The following is a 17,261-nucleotide window of genomic DNA, read 5'->3' as shown; positions in this document are numbered from 1 at the left end:
GCGTCAGGCTACGGTAATGACCGAACACTCGGCGACGTGGCTGACCTTGTGCGAGGTGCTGCCGAAGATCATGCCGTGCATGTCGCTGATCCCGCGACTGCCCATCACGATGGCGTCGACGCCGCGCTGAGATGCCTCATGGAGGATCGTCTCGGCCGGCATGCCCTGACGCACCACTGACTCGACCTCGAGGCCGCTCAGGTCGACGGCGTCGCGCACCTTCTGCAGGGCATCGTCGGCGTCGGCCTTCAGCGAGTCGGCGATATCGTTCCAGTTGTCCGCGGTGAAGGGCTCGGGCATGCCGCCGGTGAACAGCCCCATGTTACCGGGCGGATACTCGGCCACGGTTAGCAGGATCAGCGACGCGGAGGAGCCCCGCGCCAGCTGCGCCGCGACGCCCAGCGCCTTGGCGGAGTGCTCGGAGCCGTCGACGGGCACGAGGATGGACTGATACATGGTGGCCTCCTGCAGGCGGATCAGGGGAAACGCTCCGCTCCCCACGGTCCTTTCAGCCTAGTCGCTGGCGGCGCAGGCGGCCGGGGATCGCCCGTGAGCTTGACGGACATCAAGCCGCGGGCCTTGCTCAGTCGTCGTCGGCCAGGCGACGCGCCATGGCCTTGCGCGCCTTGTTGCGACGATAGAGGCGCACCAGGGCGATCCACAGCGCGACCGCCACCATGGCGACCAGGGTCCAGCCCTGCCACACGCGTGCCGCGTCGCCGAGCATAGTTTCCAGGGTGATGATGAGGATGAAGCCCAGGGCCTGGCTGGCAATGGCCAGGGCCCGCAGGGTGTCGAAGGCCTGTCGTGCCATGAGTGCTCCCGCTGGATGACAGCCCCGCCCGCCGACAGTAGGCTTGGTGGGGTCAATTCGCCCAGTGTACCCGGTCCGGCCCGACGCGCCGACCCTGCCTCGAGAGAGCCCTCATGGATGCCATCGCCCTCGGGCCCGTGCTGCTTCCCCTGCCCCGCCTCTACGCCCTGGCCTGTGCTCTGCTGCTGCTCGTCGCCGCCGCCCTGGCCCTGCGCCTGCCCCGCGCCCGCCGAGCGCGCTGGTTCAACGGCCTGATCATCGCCTGGCTGGTCGGCGCGCGGCTCGGCCACGTGGCCCTGAACCTGCCGGCCTACGAAGCGGCGCCGCTGGACGCGCTGAAGCTGTGGCTGCCGGGCTATCAGGCGTGGCTCGGCCTGCTCGCCGCCCTGGCCTGGAGCGCCTGGGCGCTGCGCGACCGCCTGGCCGCCATGCTCGGCGCCCAGGGCCTGACGATCGGCGCCACCCTGGCCTGGCTGGCGCTGATGAGCTGGGCGCCGCTGGGCAGCGGCATCACGCCTCGCGCCCTGCCCGAGTTGACGCTCGAGAACCTCGAGGGCGAGCCGGTCAATCTCGCCGAGCTTTCGGGCCAGCCGGTCATCGTCAACCTGTGGGCGACCTGGTGCCCGCCCTGCCGCCGCGAGCTGCCGCTGCTCGCCGAGGCCGACGCCCGGGACGACGTCACCGTGGTGGTGGTCAACCAGGGCGAGGACCTGCTGCCGGTGGCGCGCTATCTCGATGCCCAGGGACTCACCTTCGAGCACGCCCTGCTCGACCCGCGCCAGTCGCTGATGGTGGCCAGCGATGCCCCGGGACTGCCCACCACCCTGCTGTTCGACGCCGAGGGCCGCACCCGGGAGCGCCACGTCGGCGAGCTGACCCGAGCGACCCTCGATGGCTGGCTGGACGCGGAGTAGGCACCAGTTCCGACCACGTCGGCAAGCCGTAGAGGAACTCCTGCGCTATAGGTGAGGAGGATTCCTCCGAACGGGCTGGCCATGGAGGGCCAGCACCGGTCCTGCAAGCGTAGCGGGACGCGAGAGCGCCGCAGGGCGCCGGGAGCTACAGGGAAGTATTCGTGCGTTTCCGGAAGGCCGGCCCCGCTCGCAGGCTTGCCGACGATTGAGACATCATCCGAGGCGAACCGAGATTGCTAGGGGAAACCCCGGGAAGCCTCTTAAGCCGCGCCGGGGATTGCTGTAAGATACCGCGCCCTGTCGCCGAGGGTCGGGTGTGGCCCGCGGCACGAGACCAGATCCCTAGCATCCCCCGAGGCATCATGAGCGACTTCTCTCCCGGTCAGCGCTGGATCAGCGATGGCGAGGCCGAACTCGGCCTGGGCACCATCCTCAACTGCGACGCGCGCAGCATCACCGTCCTCTTCGGCGCCAGCCAGGAAACCCGGACCTACAGCATCCAGCATGCCCCCCTGACCCGGGTGATCTTCGGCAGCGGCGACCGCATCCGGTGCGCCGAGGGCTGGGAGATGACCGTCGACGACAGCAAGGAGTCCCGAGGACTGATCGTCTACATCGGCGAGGACGACCAGGGCGAGATCCGCGAGCTGCCCGAGGCGCGGCTGGCCGACTCCATGCAGTTCGACCAGGCCCGCGACCGCCTGCTGACCGGCCAGGTCGACCGCAACGACTGGTTCGACCTGCGCTTTCGCACCCTGCACCACCACCATCGCACCGAGCAGAACCCGGCGCTCGGCCTGGCCGGCCCGCGCATCGACCTGATCCCGCACCAGCTCTATATCGCCGACGAGATCTCCCGGCGCCAGGCGCCGCGGGTGCTGCTGGCCGACGAGGTCGGACTCGGCAAGACCATCGAGGCCGGCCTGATCCTGCACCGCCTGCTGCTCAGCGGCCGCGCCGAGCGCGCCCTGATCCTGGTGCCGGCGAGCCTCACCCACCAGTGGCTGGTGGAACTGCTGCGCCGCTTCTCGCTCGAGGTCACCCTGCTCGACGAGCAGCAGAGCCAGGCCCAGGGCGACGGCAACCCCTTCGAGGCCGGCCAGCTGGTGCTGGCCAGCCAGGACTGGCTGTTCGCCAACCCGCATCGCCAGGCCCAGGCCGAGGCCGTCGACTGGGATCTGCTGATCGCCGACGAGGCCCACCACCTGGAGTGGAGCGAGGACGAGGGCGAGGTCGGCCCCGGCTACGCCTGCGTGGAGCGACTGGCCGCCAGCGTGCCCGGCGTGCTGCTGCTGACTGCCACCCCCGAGCAGATGGGCCAGGCCAGCCACTTCGCCCGCCTGCGCCTGCTCGACCCGGATCGCTACCACAGCCTGGAGGCCTTCCAGGAGGAAGAGCGCCACTACGCCGAGGTGGCCACCGCCATCGACGCCCTGGAGCGCCTGCCCGGCGAGGCCGCCGACCGCGAGACCGTGGCCGCCGTCAGCGACGACCCCGACAGCGCCGCGCTGCTCGCCACCCTGGCCGACGCCGAGAGCGACGACGACCAGCGCACCGCCGCCCGCGGCCAGCTGCGCGAGCAGCTGCTCGACCGCCACGGCACCGGCCGGGTGATGTTCCGCAACAGCCGCCGCCACGTCGGCGGCTTCCCCGAGCGTCGCCTGCACGTCGACCGCCTCGAGCTGCCCTCCGCCTACCGCCGGGTGCTACGCCGCCTGGGCCGCGACGAGGACTACCTCGACGAGCTGCTGATCGAGACCGGCCTCGACCACCCCGAGGTGCTGGTCTATCTGGACACCATGTACCAGGCGCTGGCCAACGACCCGCTCAACGCCGAGCCCTGGTGGCAGTTCGACCCGCGCGTGACCTGGCTGCTGGAGCGGATCACCGAGCTCGGCGACGACAAGATCCTGGTCATCGCCCACGACCGCGAGACCGCCCAGGGCCTGGCCGACGGCCTGCGCGTGCTGGGCGGCGTGCAGGCCCCGGTGTTCCACGAGGACCTGACCCTGGTCGAGCGCGACCGCGCCGCCGCGGCCTTCGCCGACGACGAGGACGGCTGCCAGGTGCTGGTGTGCTCGGAGATCGGCTCCGAGGGCCGCAACTTCCAGTTCTGCCGCCACCTGGTGATGTTCGACCTGCCGCTGCACCCGGACCAGCTCGAGCAGCGCATCGGCCGCCTCGACCGCATCGGCCAGCGCCACGCCATCGAGCTGCACGTGCCGGTGTTCGCCGCCAGCCCCGGCGAGCAGCTGCTGCGCTGGTATCAGGAGGGCATGGACGCCTTCGGCGCGCCCCACGGCCTGGGCGGCGAACTGTTCGACGCCTTCGGCGACGCCCTGGCCGACGCCCTGCTCGACGAGGAAAGCCTGGACGAGGTGATCGCGGACACCCGCGAACTCTTCGACCGCCGCATGACCGAACGCGACGCCGGCCGCAACCGCCTGCTCGAGCTCAACGCCTGCCGCCCGGAGCGCGCCGAGCAGACCATCGAGGCGATCCGCGAGCTCGACGAGGACCGCGCCCTGCGCCGCTACATCGACCAGGCACTGGACATCTTCGGCGTGGATGCCAAGGACATCGGCAACGACATCCAGCACCTCAAGCCCGGCCCGCAGATGCTCGACGGCCTGCCGGGGCTGGTGAAGGGCGAGGACGGCTTCTCGGCCACCTTCTCCCGCGAGCGCGCCCTGGGGCGCGACGACGTTCAGCGCCTGTCCTGGGAGCACCCGCTGACCCGCGAGATGATGGGCCGCATCCTCGACGGCACCATGGGCAACACCGCGCTGGCGCTGCTCAAGCATCCGTCGATCCCCGGCGGCCGGCTGATGGCCGAGCTGGTGTTCCGCACCCACTGCCCGGCCCCCAAGCGGCTGCACCTCAACCGCTTCCTGCCGCCGACCGCGGTGCGCGTGCTGCTCGACGAGTCCGGCGCCAACCTGACCGCCAAGGTCTCCTTCACCGGGCTGTCGAAGAACCTGCAGAAGGTCAAGAAGGCCGCCGCCCGCGACCTGATCAAGAGCCGCCACGAGCAGCTCCGCGACCTGCTCGACCGCGCCGAGGCCGAGGCCGAGCGCGAGCTGCCGACCATCGTCGAGGCCGCCCAGGCCCGCATGCGCGAGGCGCTGGACGCCGAGCTGACCCGCCTGGAGGCCCTGGCCCGCCGCAACCCCGCGGTACGCGAGGACGAGCTGACGGCGCTGCGCGAGGAGCGCGCCGCCCTGGACGCCGCCATCGAGGGCACCCGGCTGCGGCTGGACGCGGTGCGGGTCATCGTCACCATCGACGAGAACTCGCGCTAGGCCCTAGCCCTTCGAGCCGTCGCCACAGCAGCTGGCATGAGCGCAGGGGACAAGGTGGCACGAGGGTTTTTTGGCCATGGATGGCCAAAGAAGCGCCCATGGATGGGTTCATAGCGCCCTCGTGACGCCTTGACGCCGAAAGCTCATCCCGACGCAATCGGCCTTTAGATATCAAGAGCCCCCACCGGCACGCTGCCGGCGGGGGCTCGTCGTTTCAGGACATGGAGATACGAGAGGGGCGCGCTGATTTCAGCGTTTCTCTAGCCGAGAATATCGGTCAGCGCCTCCTCCAGGGTCGGGAAGCGGAACACGAAGCCCGCCTCCTCCAGGCGCGCCGGCCGCATGTCGGCGCCGGTCAGCAGCAGCCGCGACATCTCGCCGAGGCCGATCTCCAGCACCTTGGCCGGCACCGGCAGCAGCGCCGGGCGATGCAGGTGTCGCGCCAGCAGGCGGGTGAAGACGGCATTGGTGACCGGATGCGGGGCGCTGCCGTTGAAGGCTCCCTGCAGATCGTCGCGCTCGAGCAGCAGCAGGATGGCGCTCACCAGATCCTGGCGATGCACCCAGGGCATGAACTGGGTGCCGTCGCCCAGGCGTCCGCCCAGCCCCAGCCTGAAGGGCGTCAGCATACGCTGCAGCATGCCGCCGCCGGCGTCCAGCACCAGCCCCAGGCGCAGGATCGCCAGCCGGGTGCCGAAGGCCGTCACGCCCTCGGCGGCTTCCTCCCAGCGCTGGCAGAGGCGATGGGCGAATTCGTCGTGGGGCGGCGTCTCCTCGGTGACGACGGTGTCGCCCTGGTCGCCGTAGTAGCCCATGGCCGAGGCCGAGACCATCACCGACGGCGCGTGCCCGCGCGACGCCTTGAGCTGCTCGCAGAGCTGCACCAGCTCGCGGGTGGCGCCAAGACGGGAATCCAGCAGCCGCTCCTTCTGCGCCTCGCTCCAGCGCTTGCCGGCGATCGGCTCGCCGGCCAGGTTGACCAGCGCCTCCGGCGGCGTATCGACGAAGTCCAGCGCCGAGCGACGCACGTCGATGCCCTCCGGCAACTTGAGCCGCGCCTGGGCAGGGTCTCGCGACACCACCTGGACCCGATGCCCGTCCGTGATCAGTCGCCGGCACAGGGCCTGGCCGACGAATCCGCTGCCTCCGGTGATCAGTATGCGCATTCCGGTCTCCTTGGATGGCGTCGAGCAAGTGTTATACAGGTTTTGTACACGTCTGTTAGTCTAGCGGTAAACCCCGTTGACTGCATGAGCCCGACATGACCTCGACGCCCCCTTCCCATGCCGTGATCGGGGCCGGTATCGCCGGCCTGGCCTGCGCCCGTGCGCTGGCGGATGCCGGCCACGACGTCACCGTGTTCGACAAGGGTCGCGGCCCCGGCGGCCGGATGTCCAGTCGCCGGCTCGAGGACGGCGCCATCGAGCTCGGCGCCCAGAGCTTTCGCGCCGCCCATCCGGCCTTCCGCGAACAGGTGGCCGCCTGGGTGCAGGCCGGGGTGGCCGCGCCCTGGCCCGACGCCCTGTGGCGGCTGGAAGCGGGCCGGGCAGCGCGGCGCGCCGACGGCCACCCCCGCTACACCGGCACGCCGCGGATGAGCGCGGTCACGCGCCAGCTGGCTTGCGGCCTGCCCCTGCACACCGGCACCCGCATCGTGTCGCTCGCGCGCGCAGGTGACGACTGGCGGCTCATCGACGAGCGCGGCACCACGCATGGCCCCTTCGCCACGGTGAGCCTGGCGCTGCCCACGCCTCAGGCCGAGGGCCTGATCGCCCCCCATGCGCCGGAGCTCGCAAGCGAATGCCGACAGGTGCCCCAGCGCGCCTGCTGGGCGGCCTGGGCCCGTCTCGAGGCGCCACTCACGCTGCCCGGCGCCGAGGCCAATTGGCCGCTGCTGCAGTTCGACGCGGGCCCGCTGAAGCGCGTGGTCCGCCACCGCACCAAGCCCGGCCGCGGCGGTGCGCCCGAACTCATCACCCTGCTGGCCGATCTCGACTGGAGCGAACGCCGGCTCGAGGACGCCCCGGATGCCGTGGCCGTGGACCTGCTCGGCGCCCTGAACGACGCGCTCGAGACGCTCCGCCCCGCCGCCAGCCTGCCGGCGGTACAGGCGCGGGGCGCCCACCGCTGGCGCTATGCCGAACCCGGCGCGGTGGCGCCGGGCCATGACCATCGCCTGACGGACGCCGGCCTGGCGCTGTGCGGCGATGGCTGGCGCGGCGGACGCATCGAGGACGCCTGGCTGTCCGGCCACCACCTGGGCGAGGCGCTATGCCATCGCCATCCCCTTCCCGACCGCGGAGATTTCCCGACATGAGCAATGCCCTGATCCTGATGGCCCACGGCTCCAGCGACCCTAACTGGCGGGCGCCCTTCGAGCGCCTGGCCGAGCAGCTATCCGCCCGGCTTGCGACCCCGCTGCGCCTGGCCTACATGGAGATCTGCGCGCCCTCGCTGGAGGACACCGTGGCCGAGCTGGCGGCCGAGGGCGTCGAGCACGCCGAGATCCTGCCGCTGTTCTTCGCCGCCGGCCGCCACCTGCGCAAGGACGTGCCCGGCCAGGTCGAAGCCCTCGGCGAGGCGCACCCCGAGGTACAGCTGACGCTGCTGCCGCCGGTGGGCGAGCATCCGGCCTTCGTCGAGGCCCTGGCGGCGGTGATCGCCGAGCGGGCCGGCGAGAGCGACTGACGGCCGTGTTGTACATCGACTGCTTTTTGTACAAAATTGGTGGTTGAAGCCCCATCCCTTCCGTCACCGATCTCACCACCGAGGCAGAGGCCCGCATGAGCGATCAGGCGAACCATCCGGCCGATGCGCCGCTCTATCCGATCCGCGAAGTCTCGCGCCTGACCGGCGTCAATGCCGTGACCCTGCGCGCCTGGGAGCGCCGCTACGGGCTGATCCAGCCTAAGCGCACCCCCAAGGGCCACCGACTCTACGCCAAGGACGACATCGCCCGCGTCGAGCGCATCCTGCAATGGCTCAACCGCGGCGTGCCCGTCAGCCAGGTCCGCGAGCTGCTGGAACAGCCCGAGATCGTGGAGGCGCCGCCGCCCGCCGCCGGCGACTGGGGGAGCCAGCGCCAGCAGCTGATCAAGGCCGTCGAGGCGCTGGACCTCGAGCGCCTGGAGGCGCTGTTCAACCAGGCCCTGGCCCTCTATCCGGTCGCCACCTGCCTCGACGAGCTGTGGCAGCCGGTGCTGCGCGAGCTGGAGGAGCGCTGGGACGACCGCCTGGGCGCCGACCTGCAGCGCCGCACTCTGGAAGCCTTCCTGCGCACCCGCATCGGCACCCGGCTGTATCACGCCAACGCCCGGGCCGGCGGCTCCACGCTGCTGATCGTGCCGCTGCCCGACGACGGCCCGCTGTGGGGGCTGCTGGCCGCCCTGGCCGCCGCCGATCGCGGCTATCGCGTGCAGTGGCTCGACGCCGCGCTGCCGCCACAGGAGCTGCCGCTGGCCGTGGAGCGCTTCCACGCCACCGCCCTGCTGCTGGCCAGTGGCCGCGCAGAGCGCGCCGACCTGGTGCGCCGCCAGCTGCCGCGCCTGGCCGAGCAGCTCGAGGTGCCGGTGGCCCTGTGCGGCCCGGTGGCCCGCATTCGCGCGGCCGACCTCGACGCCTCGGGCGTGGAACTGCTCGGCGACGACCTGAGCCACGCCATGACACGCCTGCACTCCCTGACCCAAGCCGCCTGAACGGAGACACCGATGTCCCCGACCCTGGTCTGGTTCCGTAGCGACCTGCGCATCCACGACAACACCGCCCTGGCCGCCGCGGCCCGCCGCGGCCCGGTGATCGGCGTCTTCCTGCGCTGCCTGCCACAATGGCAAGCCCACGGCCACGGCGCCAACAAGCTGGACTTCACCCGGCGCGGCGTCGCCGCGCTCTCCGAGTCGCTGGCCGGGCTCAACATTCCGCTGCTGCATCGCGACATCGAGGCCTTCGACGAGGCCCCCGCGACGCTGCTCGCCCTGGCCCGGGAGCTCGGCGCCGAGGCGATTCACTTCAACCGCGAGTACCCGCTCGACGAGGCGCGCCGCGACGCGGCGGTGATCGAGACCTTCGAGGACGCCGGTCTCGCCGCCCACGGCCATCGCGACGCCGTGGCCTTCGCCCCGGGCGAGCTGCTGACCGGCAAGGGCGACGTCTACGGTGTCTTCACGCCCTTCGCCAAGGCCTGGCACAAGGCGATCACCGCCGACCGGCTGGCGCTGCAGGACGCGCCCGAGCCCCAGGCCAGACTGTCGGTCGATGCCGACCCCATCCCCGAGCTGCCCGAGCTCGAGGACACGCCGGTCGACGGCCGCCTGTGGCCCGCCGGCGAGGGCCCGGCCGCGGATCGCCTGGAGCGCTTCCTGCGCTTTCGCGGCCGCCACTACGACGACCAGCGCGACTTCCCGGCGATCCGCGGCACCAGCGAGCTGTCGCCCTACCTGGCGCTGGGCATGATCTCCCATCGCCAGTGCATGCAGGCGGTGATGGCCGAGAACGACGGCGCCCTGGCCGACGGTGACGCCGGCTTCACCGCCTGGGTCGGCGAGCTGATCTGGCGCGAGTTCTACCAGCACATCGCCGCCGGTTTCCCGCGGGTGTGCCGCCACCGCGCCTTCCAGCGTCACACCGAGGCACTGCCGTGGCGCGACGACGAGGCCGGCTTCCGGGCCTGGTGCGAGGGGCGCACCGGCTACCCCATCGTCGATGCCGCCATGCGCCAGCTCGTCGCCACCGGCTGGATGCACAACCGGCTGCGCATGGTGACCGCCATGTTCCTGTCCAAGCATCTGCTGATCGACTGGCGCCGCGGCGAAGCCTTCTTCCTGCGTCACCTGGTCGACGGCGAGTTCGGCGCCAACAACGGCGGCTGGCAGTGGGCGGCCTCCACCGGCACCGACGCCGCGCCCTACTTCCGCATCTTCAACCCCACCACCCAGTCCCAGCGCTTCGATCCGGAGGGCCGCTTCCTCGCCGAGTGGCTGCCCGAGCTCGCCGAGCTGTCGCCCAAGGCCCGCCACGCCCCGGGCAACGACCTGCTGAGCGGCGTCGACTATCCGGCGCCCATCGTCGACCACAAGGCCGCCCGCGCCCGGGCGCTGGACGCCTTCAAGAACCTGCCCGCTGCCTGAAGCGGGCGCTTATCCCGGCCGCTCCACCCACTTTCGCCCCTCGCTTCTTCTCCCTCCACGGAGACCGTCATGTCACCGGACCCGGACCTAGAGGCCTTCTGCGCCTTCTACAACAAGCTGGACAAATCCTGTACAAAAAATCTGTACAAGATATATACTCCAGACATCGCATTCGCCGACCCGCTGCACCGCATCGACGGCCTGCCGGCCCTGGAAGCCTACTTCGCCAGCCTGTACGAGAACGTCACGGCGTGTCGATTCGTCTTCCACGATCGCCAGCGACAAGGCGACACCGCCTTCGTGACCTGGACGATGCATCTGGCTCACCGCCGCCTGGACGGCGGCCGGGAGATCACGGTGGAAGGGGCCTCGCGGCTGCTCTTCGCCGGCGACGACACGGGACGGGTCCGCGAGCACCGGGACTACTTCGACGCCGGCGCCCTGCTCTACGAGCGGGTGCCGCTGCTGGGCACGGCGATCCGCTGGCTCAAGCGTCGCGCGGGAGGCTGAAGGGCGGCTGAAACCGCAACGCCGCCTCCCGCGTAGCTGCAACACAGGCGTCGCCATACGCGAGGAGACGACATGACGGCATCCCATACGACCCGCTGCATCTGGCTGACCGGCGCCACGTCCGGCATCGGCCGCGCCTTGGCCGTGCGCCTGCTCGACCAGGGGCATCGGGTCGCGCTCAGCGCCCGCCGCCCAGACGCCTTGCAGGAACTGGCCGGCGACCGCGACAACGCCCTGCTGCTGCCGCTGGACGTCAGCGACCGCGACGCCGTGCTGGCCGCCGGCGATCGCATCGCCGCGCGCTTCGGCCGCCTCGACCTGGCGATCCTCAACGCCGGCACCTGCGAATACCTCGAGGCCGGCACCTTCGACGCCGCCCTGATCGAGCGGGTCTTCGCCACCAACTTCTTCGGCGCCCTGCACGGCGTGGAGGCCGCGCTGCCGCTGCTGCGTCAGGCCAGGCCCCAGGGAGGCCGGCCGCTGCTGGCCGCCACCTCCAGCGCCTCGGCCTATCTGCCGCTGCCACGCGCCGAGGCCTACGGCGCCTCCAAGGCCGCCCTCAGCCACTTCCTGGAATCGCTGCGCCTCGACCTGGCTGGCGAAGAGATCGACGTCAGCCTGATTCATCCCGGCTTCGTGAAGACGCCGCTGACCGATCGCAACGACTTCCCGATGCCGATGCGGGTCAGCGTCGACCAGGCCGCCGAGGCGATCCTCAAGGGCCTGGAGGCCCATCGCCTGGACATCCACTTCCCACGCCGCTTCACCCTGCCGCTCAAGCTGCTGGGCATCCTGCCGCCGGGGCTGCGCTTCCGCCTCGGGCGGCGCCTGGCCCGCGGCGCCGACACGGAGGCTTCGTCATGACGTCGCTCGCCACTCCCGCTTCTCCCCTGGGCCGCCAGCGCATCGCGGTGATCGGCAGCGGCATCGCCGGCATGGCCGCCGGCTGGTACCTGTCCCGGCACCACGAGGTCACCCTGTTCGAGGCCGACACCCGCCTCGGCGGCCACACCGCCACCATGGACGTCGAGCTCGAGGGCCGTCACTACGCCATCGACACCGGCTTCATCGTCTTCAACGACTGGACCTATCCCCACTTCCGGCGCCTGCTGGCGACCCTCGGGGTGGAGAGCCAGGCCACCGAGATGAGCTTCTCGGTGCACGAGACCGCCCGCGACTTCGAGTACAACGGCCACAGCCTGCCGCGGCTGTTCGCGCAATGGTCGAACCTGCTGAGGCCGAGCTTCCACGGGCTGCTGCGCGACATCCTGCGCTTCAACCGCGAGGCCACCCAGGCGATGGTCGATGACCGGCTGCCGGCGGACCTGACCCTGGGCGACTACCTGGAAGCCGGCGGCTACGGCGAGGGGTTCCAGCGCCACTATCTGCTGCCCATGGGCGCGGCGATCTGGTCGGCCAGCATCGGCCAGCTACGCGCCTTCCCGGCCCGCTTCTTCGTGCGCTTCTTCCATCATCACGGCCTGCTGTCGGTCAACGAACGGCCTCAGTGGTACACCCTGGTCGGCGGCTCGCGGGCCTATATACCGGCGTTGACCGCGCCCTACACCGAACGCCTCCGGCTGGCCACGCCGGTGCGTGGCGTGCATCGCGAGACCGACGGGGTACGGGTGCGCAGCGACGCCGGCGAGGAACACTTCGACCAGGTGGTGCTGGCCTGCCACGCCGACCAGGCGCTGGCCATGCTCGACGACGCCAGCCCCGCCGAGCGCGAGATCCTCGGTGCCCTGCCCTACCACGACAACGAGGTGGTGCTGCACACCGACACCCGACTGCTGCCGCGCCGCAAGCGCGCCTGGGCGAGCTGGAACTACCGGCTCGACGGCCGCGGCGACGATGCCCGGGTCTCGGTGACCTACGACATGAACATCCTGCAGCGCCTCGAGGCGCCGCACACCTTCTGCGTGACCCTCAACGACGGCGACAGCATCGACCCGGCCAAGGTGCTCGGGCGCTACACCTACGCCCATCCGCAGTTCAGCCTCGCCGGCATGAACGCCCAGGCCCGCCACGCCGAGATCTCGGGGCCGGGCCGGCGCACCCACTTCTGCGGCGCCTACTGGCGCAACGGCTTCCACGAGGACGGCGTGTGGAGCGCGCTGCGGGTGGCCCGGGCGCTGGGCTGCGATCCCGACGCGCCGGCCGGTGCCCGGGCGGCCACGGAGGTGCCGGCATGATCTCCACCCCGCGCTCGCGCATCTATCGCGGCTGGCTGCGTCATCGTCGCTTCATGCCCCGTGCCCACGCCTTCCGCTACCGGCTGTGGATGGCCTGGCTCGACCTCGACGAGCTGCCGGAGCTGTTCGACGGCGTGCCCGGCTTCAGCGCCCGGCGACCGGCCCTGGCGCGCTTCCGCCGCGAGGACTACCTGGCGCCCCACGACCGGCCGCTCAAGGACGCCGTGCGCGCCGAGCTGACGCGGCTGCTGGGCGACGCCCCGGACGGCCGCATCTGCCTGCTCACCCAGCTGCGCACCCTCGGCGTGGGCTTCAATCCGGTGTCGCTGTACTACGCCTACGACGCCCGCGGCGAGCTGCGGGCCCTGCTCGGCGAGGTCAGCAACACGCCCTGGGGCGAGCGCACCACCTACGCCTGCCGGGTCGAGCCGCGGCGCCACGGCCATCGCGCCGAGTTCGACAAGGCCATGCACGTCTCGCCGTTCAACCCCATGGACATGCGCTACCGCTGGCGCTTCGACAGCCCCGGCGAACGCCTGAACCTGAACATGGAGACCTGGCGCGGCGACGAGCGCCACTTCGACGCCAGCCTGTGCCTGGAAGCCCGCCCGGCGACCCGTCGCGTGCTGCTGGCCACCCTGGCCCGTCACCCGGCGATGGCGTTGAAGACCGTCGCCGGCATCCACTTCGAGGCCCTGCGCCTGTGGCTCAAGCGCGTCCCCGTCCACGACCATCCCCGCCATCAGGAGAGTTCGCCGTGAATACACGCACCGCCAACGCCCGTCCACTGCCGGCCCAGGGCGATCGCCTGACGCGCTGGCTCAAGGCTCGCCTGCTGCCCCAGCTGGATCGGCTGGAAGGCGGCGAGATCACCCTGATCGAGGGCCATCAGCGCCACCGCCTGGGCCGCGGCGGCCCGCTCTCGGTAACCCTGGTGGTGCGCGACTCGCGGGCCTGGCGACGCATGGCGCTAGGCGGCACCGTGGGCGCCGGCGAGGCCTACATGGACGGCGACTGGGACGCCGACGACCCGGTGGCGCTGGTACGGCTGTTCGCTGCCAACCTGGAACGGGTCAACGGCGAGATGGAGGGCGGACTGGCCGGCGCCGGTCGCTGGCTGCTCGGCGCCCTCTACCGGCTGCAGCGCAACAGCCTGAGCGGCTCGCGGCGCAACATCGCCGCCCACTACGACATCGGCAATGACCTGTTCGCGACCTTCCTCGACCGCCGCCACTGGATGTACTCCAGCGCCGTCTTCCCCCGCACGGGCGCCAGCCTCGAGGAGGCCTCGACCCACAAGCTCGACCTGATGCTCGAGCGCCTCGACGTGCGCCCGCATCACCACCTGCTGGAGATCGGCACCGGCTGGGGCGGGCTCGCCATCCACGCCGCCCGCACCCGCGGTTGCCGGGTCACCACCACCACCATCTCCGACGAGCAGTACGCCCACACTGCCCGGCGGCTGGCCGAGGAAGGGCTGGAGGACCGCGTCACCCTGCTCAAGCGCGACTACCGCGAGCTGGAGGGCCGCTTCGACCGGCTGATCTCGGTGGAAATGATCGAGGCGGTCGGCCACCAGTACCTGGAAACCTACCTGACCACCCTGGACCGGCTGCTGACCGACGACGGCATGGCCATGCTGCAGGCCATCACCATTCGCGATCAGCGCTACGAGGCCGCCAAGCGCGAGATGGACTTCATCAAGCGCTACATCTTCCCCGGCGGCTTCCTGCCCTCCCAGAGCATCATTCTCGACGGTCTGACCCGTCACACCTCGCTGAACCTGGTGGGCCTGGAGGAGATCGGCCAGCACTATGCGCGCACCCTGCGCGAGTGGCGCCATCGCTTCGAGGCCAACCTGGAGACCGTGCGCCGGCTGGGCTACGACGAGCGCTTCATCCGTATGTGGCGCTACTACCTGTGCTACTGCGAGGGCGGCTTCCTGGAGCGCACCATCGGCACCAGCCAGCTGCTGCTGGCCAAGCCGGGCGCGCGGCCGGCGCCGCTGACGGGGGCGGCATGACACCCGGGCTTTGGCGGGCGCTGGCCAACCTGGCCGGCTTCCAGCTGGGCTGGCTGGCCTGCGTGCTGGGCGGCAGCCTCGTGGGGGGCATCGTGGCGGGCGGGGTGATCGCGGCGCACCTGCGCTGGCAGGCGCGGCCGGGGGAATGGCGCTGGCTGGCAGGCTTCGCGGGGCTGGGGCTCGTCATCGACGGCGGCCTGGCGATGGCCGGCGGCTTTCGCTTCCCGCCGGAGACCTTCCTGATCGGCCCGCTACCGGCCTGGACAGGGCCGTTACCGCTATGGCTATGGCTGCTGTGGCCGCTGTTCGCCACCCTGCTGCACCATTCCCTGGCCTGGCTGTGGCGGCATCCCTGGCTGGCGGCGGCCGGCGGCGCCACCAGCGGGCCGCTGTCCTACTATGCCGGCGCCGAACTCGCCGGTGTCACCCTCGCTCCCTGGCTGCTGGCCGCCGAGGCGCTGTGCTGGGCCATGCTGTGCCTGTGGCTATGCCATCGACTCGGCCGGCCCGGCGGCCTCGCTCGTGCCGGCTGAGGCCTGCGTGCGCCAGCGGGCGTCCAGGGCCTGAACGGTCAGCGGGCGATCGTAGAGGAAGCCCTGGACCAGCTCGCAGCCCACCGAGCGCAGGAAGTCCCGCTGGGCGCGGGTCTCCACGCCTTCGGCCACGACTTCCAGCGAAAGCCCCCGGGCCATGGCCAGCACCGCACCGACGATGGCGGCATCGGCGCGGTCGTCCGGCAGGGCCCGTATGAAGGCCCGGTCGAGCTTGAGCTTGTCCAGCGGCAGATGCTTGAGGTAGCCGAGCGACGAGTAGCCGGTGCCGAAGTCGTCGATGGCCACCGGGTGGCCGCGGTCGCGCAGGGCCTCCAGCCGCGGTGCCACGTCGCCGGCGCGCTCGTCGAGCAGTACCGATTCGGTGAGCTCCAGCCCCAGCAGCCGCGCCGGTACCTTGTGACGCGACAGGCCGGCGGCCAGCGCGGACTCCAGGTCGCCCTGGAACAGCTGCATGGCCGAGATGTTGATCCACACCGGCACCTCGGGCATCCCCTGACGACGCCAGTGGGCAATCTGTGCCAGGGCGTGGTCGATCACCCAGTTGCCCAGCAGTGCCATCAGGCCATGGCGCTCGGCCAGGGGAATGAACTCGCCCGGCGAGATCATGCCGTCGCGGGGATGGCGCCAGCGCAGCAGCGCCTCGAGCCCGGCCAGGCCGTCGTCGATCAGCCGATACTGGGGCTGATAGTGCAGCTCCAGCTGGCCGCCGGTGGCCAGGGCATTGCGCAGCTCGTTGACCAGCGCCAGCTTCGGCCCCTCCTGCACGTCCAGCGAGGGGCGGAAGCGCAGGCAATGATTGCGGCCGTGGCGCTTGGCGGCATAGAGCGCGGACTCCAGGCGCTGGAAGAGCACGCTCGCGTCGCGACCGTCCTCCGGCGCACGGCAGCTGCCCAGCGTCAGCCCCAGGCGCAGGGTGTTGCCATCCAGCTCGAAGGGCTCGCCCAGGTGCGACTGCAGGCCGGCCACCCACTGCTCGTGGTCGTCGAAGGTGGTGGTGCGGATGACCATGAACTCGTCGCCGCCGAGCCGGCCCACCACGCCGCCGGCCACCTGTCGCGCCAGCCGCTCACCGACCCGGGCCAGCAGGCGGTCGCCGATCTCGACGCCCAGGCCATCGTTGACTTCCTTGAAGCCATCGATGTCGATCATCGCCATGTCCAGGCTCTCGCCGGCCTGGAGATGACGCAGCCGCGAGGTCAGCAGGTCATGCAGGCGGCGCCGGTTGGGCAGTCCGGTCAGGGGGTCCTCGAAGCCGATGCGGCGCAGGTCGCGCTCGCGGGCCTTGCGCAGCGAGATGTCCGAGAACAGGCACACGTAGTGGCGCACCCGTCCCCGATCGTCGCTGACGGCGCGGACCTTGAGCCACTCGGGATATTCGTCGCCCTGCTTGCGGCGGTTCCAGATCTCGCCTTCCCAGCGGCCGGTGCTGTGCAGCGTCTGCCAGTAGCGCTCGAAGAAGGCCGCATCGTGCCGCGGCGCCGCCAGGGAGGCGACGTTCAGCCCCTTGACCTCTGCCGGGTCGTAGCCGGTGATCTGGGTGAAGGCGGGATTGACCACCAGGATGCGATAGTCGGCATCGGTGACGATCACGCCTTCCTCGGTCATGGTCAGCGCTTCCTGGCCCAGCCGCGAACGCAGGCGTTCCAGCCGCACCTGGCGCCAGGCATCCCACAGCCCGGTGGCGGCGATCAGCACGGCGGCGACGCGGAGCCCCGCATCGGGCAGCCAGACGCCGGCCGACACCGCGGCCAGGGCGACCCACAGCAGCGGGCGATTGAGGGAAAGTACGGGCCACATGGCTTCGGCCTCGACTCGTCGACATGAAT

The 17,261-nt window shown here is 71.1% G+C and carries 16 protein-coding genes; 12 read left to right on the top strand and 4 right to left on the bottom strand.

Features of this window, described 5'->3' with window-relative positions; genetic code table 11:
• Positions 1–3: 3 nt before the first annotated feature.
• Both UN84_RS03990 and UN84_RS03985 read right to left on the bottom strand, forming a co-directional pair.
• Complete coding sequence (locus UN84_RS03990) at positions 4–456, bottom strand: universal stress protein (protein ID WP_046077786.1); 453 nt, start codon at positions 454–456, stop codon at positions 4–6.
• 127 nt (positions 457–583) lie between these two features.
• Entirely contained in the window at positions 584–814 is a 231-nt protein-coding gene (locus UN84_RS03985; RefSeq protein ID WP_046077787.1) for a hypothetical protein, read from the bottom strand.
• Positions 815–927: 113 nt separating this feature from the next.
• On the opposite strand from UN84_RS03985, the gene UN84_RS03980 reads away from it, so the two are divergent.
• Positions 928–1,728: a TlpA family protein disulfide reductase gene (locus tag UN84_RS03980; RefSeq protein ID WP_046077788.1), complete on the top strand. Its 801-nt coding sequence runs from the start codon at positions 928–930 to the stop codon at positions 1,726–1,728.
• A 362-nt stretch (positions 1,729–2,090) separates the two neighbouring features.
• Positions 2,091–5,030 (top strand): RNA polymerase-associated protein RapA, encoded by a 2,940-nt coding sequence (gene rapA, locus UN84_RS03975; protein WP_046077789.1) that lies wholly within the window; start codon positions 2,091–2,093, stop codon positions 5,028–5,030.
• Positions 5,031–5,290: 260 nt separating this feature from the next.
• On the opposite strand, the gene UN84_RS03970 is transcribed toward rapA, so the two are convergent.
• Positions 5,291–6,196 (bottom strand): TIGR01777 family oxidoreductase, encoded by a 906-nt coding sequence (locus UN84_RS03970; RefSeq protein ID WP_046077790.1) that lies wholly within the window; start codon positions 6,194–6,196, stop codon positions 5,291–5,293.
• 95 nt (positions 6,197–6,291) lie between these two features.
• Here UN84_RS03970 and UN84_RS03965 point away from each other — a divergent pair, with 95 nt between their 5' ends.
• The 10 genes from UN84_RS03965 (at position 6,292) to UN84_RS03920 (ending at position 15,414) form a co-directional block, all read left to right on the top strand.
• Entirely contained in the window at positions 6,292–7,347 is a 1,056-nt protein-coding gene (locus tag UN84_RS03965; protein WP_046077791.1) for an NAD(P)/FAD-dependent oxidoreductase, read from the top strand.
• Positions 7,344–7,718: a sirohydrochlorin chelatase gene (locus tag UN84_RS03960; RefSeq protein WP_046077792.1), complete on the top strand. Its 375-nt coding sequence runs from the start codon at positions 7,344–7,346 to the stop codon at positions 7,716–7,718. Before UN84_RS03965 ends, UN84_RS03960 begins: the two co-directional genes overlap by 4 nt.
• A 95-nt stretch (positions 7,719–7,813) precedes the next feature.
• Positions 7,814–8,725, top strand: a complete 912-nt coding sequence (locus UN84_RS03955) for a MerR family transcriptional regulator (RefSeq protein WP_046077793.1) — start codon at positions 7,814–7,816, stop codon at positions 8,723–8,725.
• Positions 8,726–8,737: 12 nt separating this feature from the next.
• A complete protein-coding gene (phrB, locus tag UN84_RS03950; protein ID WP_046077794.1) occupies positions 8,738–10,153 on the top strand; it encodes a deoxyribodipyrimidine photo-lyase in 1,416 nt (471 codons plus the stop codon).
• Between the two features lie 69 nt (positions 10,154–10,222).
• Positions 10,223–10,663 (top strand): nuclear transport factor 2 family protein, encoded by a 441-nt coding sequence (locus UN84_RS03945; protein ID WP_046077795.1) that lies wholly within the window; start codon positions 10,223–10,225, stop codon positions 10,661–10,663.
• A gap of 72 nt (positions 10,664–10,735) precedes the next feature.
• Entirely contained in the window at positions 10,736–11,527 is a 792-nt protein-coding gene (locus UN84_RS03940) for an SDR family NAD(P)-dependent oxidoreductase (RefSeq protein ID WP_046077796.1), read from the top strand.
• Positions 11,524–12,858: an NAD(P)/FAD-dependent oxidoreductase gene (locus UN84_RS03935; protein ID WP_046077797.1), complete on the top strand. Its 1,335-nt coding sequence runs from the start codon at positions 11,524–11,526 to the stop codon at positions 12,856–12,858. The genes UN84_RS03940 and UN84_RS03935 overlap by 4 nt, the downstream gene beginning before the upstream one ends.
• On the top strand, positions 12,855–13,619 hold the full coding sequence (locus tag UN84_RS03930) for a DUF1365 domain-containing protein (protein ID WP_046077798.1): 765 nt from the start codon (positions 12,855–12,857) through the stop codon (positions 13,617–13,619). The genes UN84_RS03935 and UN84_RS03930 overlap by 4 nt, the downstream gene beginning before the upstream one ends.
• On the top strand, positions 13,616–14,881 hold the full coding sequence (locus UN84_RS03925; RefSeq protein ID WP_052719242.1) for an SAM-dependent methyltransferase: 1,266 nt from the start codon (positions 13,616–13,618) through the stop codon (positions 14,879–14,881). Before UN84_RS03930 ends, UN84_RS03925 begins: the two co-directional genes overlap by 4 nt.
• Positions 14,878–15,414, top strand: a complete 537-nt coding sequence (locus UN84_RS03920; protein WP_046077799.1) for a DUF2878 domain-containing protein — start codon at positions 14,878–14,880, stop codon at positions 15,412–15,414. The genes UN84_RS03925 and UN84_RS03920 overlap by 4 nt, the downstream gene beginning before the upstream one ends.
• Here the strand turns inward: UN84_RS03920 and UN84_RS03915 are convergent.
• Positions 15,367–17,232 carry a putative bifunctional diguanylate cyclase/phosphodiesterase gene (locus UN84_RS03915; RefSeq protein ID WP_035596420.1) on the bottom strand — a complete coding sequence of 622 codons (1,866 nt, stop codon included), beginning with the start codon at positions 17,230–17,232 and terminating at the stop codon, positions 15,367–15,369. The two genes, UN84_RS03920 and UN84_RS03915, sit on opposite strands and share 48 nt — an antisense overlap.
• Positions 17,233–17,261: the final 29 nt, after the last annotated feature.

The sequence above is a fragment of the Halomonas sp. HG01 genome, assembly GCF_000968715.2.
Classification (GTDB): domain Bacteria; phylum Pseudomonadota; class Gammaproteobacteria; order Pseudomonadales; family Halomonadaceae; genus Halomonas; species Halomonas halophila.
Note: the sequence above shows the minus strand (reverse complement) of the source record. Positions and strands in the feature narration are given on the sequence as shown.

Excerpts from the sequence above, each read along its gene's own strand:
- UN84_RS03935 (WP_046077797.1), top strand. The coding sequence starts at position 11,524 with ATGACGTCGCTCGCCACTCCCGCTTCTCCCCTGGGCCGCCAGCGCATC.
- UN84_RS03940 (WP_046077796.1), top strand. The coding sequence starts at position 10,736 with ATGACGGCATCCCATACGACCCGCTGCATCTGGCTGACCGGCGCCACG.
- rapA (WP_046077789.1), top strand. The coding sequence starts at position 2,091 with ATGAGCGACTTCTCTCCCGGTCAGCGCTGGATCAGCGATGGCGAGGCC.
- UN84_RS03970 (WP_046077790.1), bottom strand. The coding sequence starts at position 6,196 with ATGCGCATACTGATCACCGGAGGCAGCGGATTCGTCGGCCAGGCCCTG.
- UN84_RS03945 (WP_046077795.1), top strand. The coding sequence starts at position 10,223 with ATGTCACCGGACCCGGACCTAGAGGCCTTCTGCGCCTTCTACAACAAG.
- UN84_RS03990 (WP_046077786.1), bottom strand. The coding sequence starts at position 456 with ATGTATCAGTCCATCCTCGTGCCCGTCGACGGCTCCGAGCACTCCGCC.
- UN84_RS03920 (WP_046077799.1), top strand. The coding sequence starts at position 14,878 with ATGACACCCGGGCTTTGGCGGGCGCTGGCCAACCTGGCCGGCTTCCAG.
- UN84_RS03980 (WP_046077788.1), top strand. The coding sequence starts at position 928 with ATGGATGCCATCGCCCTCGGGCCCGTGCTGCTTCCCCTGCCCCGCCTC.
- phrB (WP_046077794.1), top strand. The coding sequence starts at position 8,738 with ATGTCCCCGACCCTGGTCTGGTTCCGTAGCGACCTGCGCATCCACGAC.
- UN84_RS03915 (WP_035596420.1), bottom strand. The coding sequence starts at position 17,232 with ATGTGGCCCGTACTTTCCCTCAATCGCCCGCTGCTGTGGGTCGCCCTG.
- UN84_RS03985 (WP_046077787.1), bottom strand. The coding sequence starts at position 814 with ATGGCACGACAGGCCTTCGACACCCTGCGGGCCCTGGCCATTGCCAGC.
- UN84_RS03960 (WP_046077792.1), top strand. The coding sequence starts at position 7,344 with ATGAGCAATGCCCTGATCCTGATGGCCCACGGCTCCAGCGACCCTAAC.
- UN84_RS03965 (WP_046077791.1), top strand. The coding sequence starts at position 6,292 with ATGACCTCGACGCCCCCTTCCCATGCCGTGATCGGGGCCGGTATCGCC.
- UN84_RS03955 (WP_046077793.1), top strand. The coding sequence starts at position 7,814 with ATGAGCGATCAGGCGAACCATCCGGCCGATGCGCCGCTCTATCCGATC.
- UN84_RS03930 (WP_046077798.1), top strand. The coding sequence starts at position 12,855 with ATGATCTCCACCCCGCGCTCGCGCATCTATCGCGGCTGGCTGCGTCAT.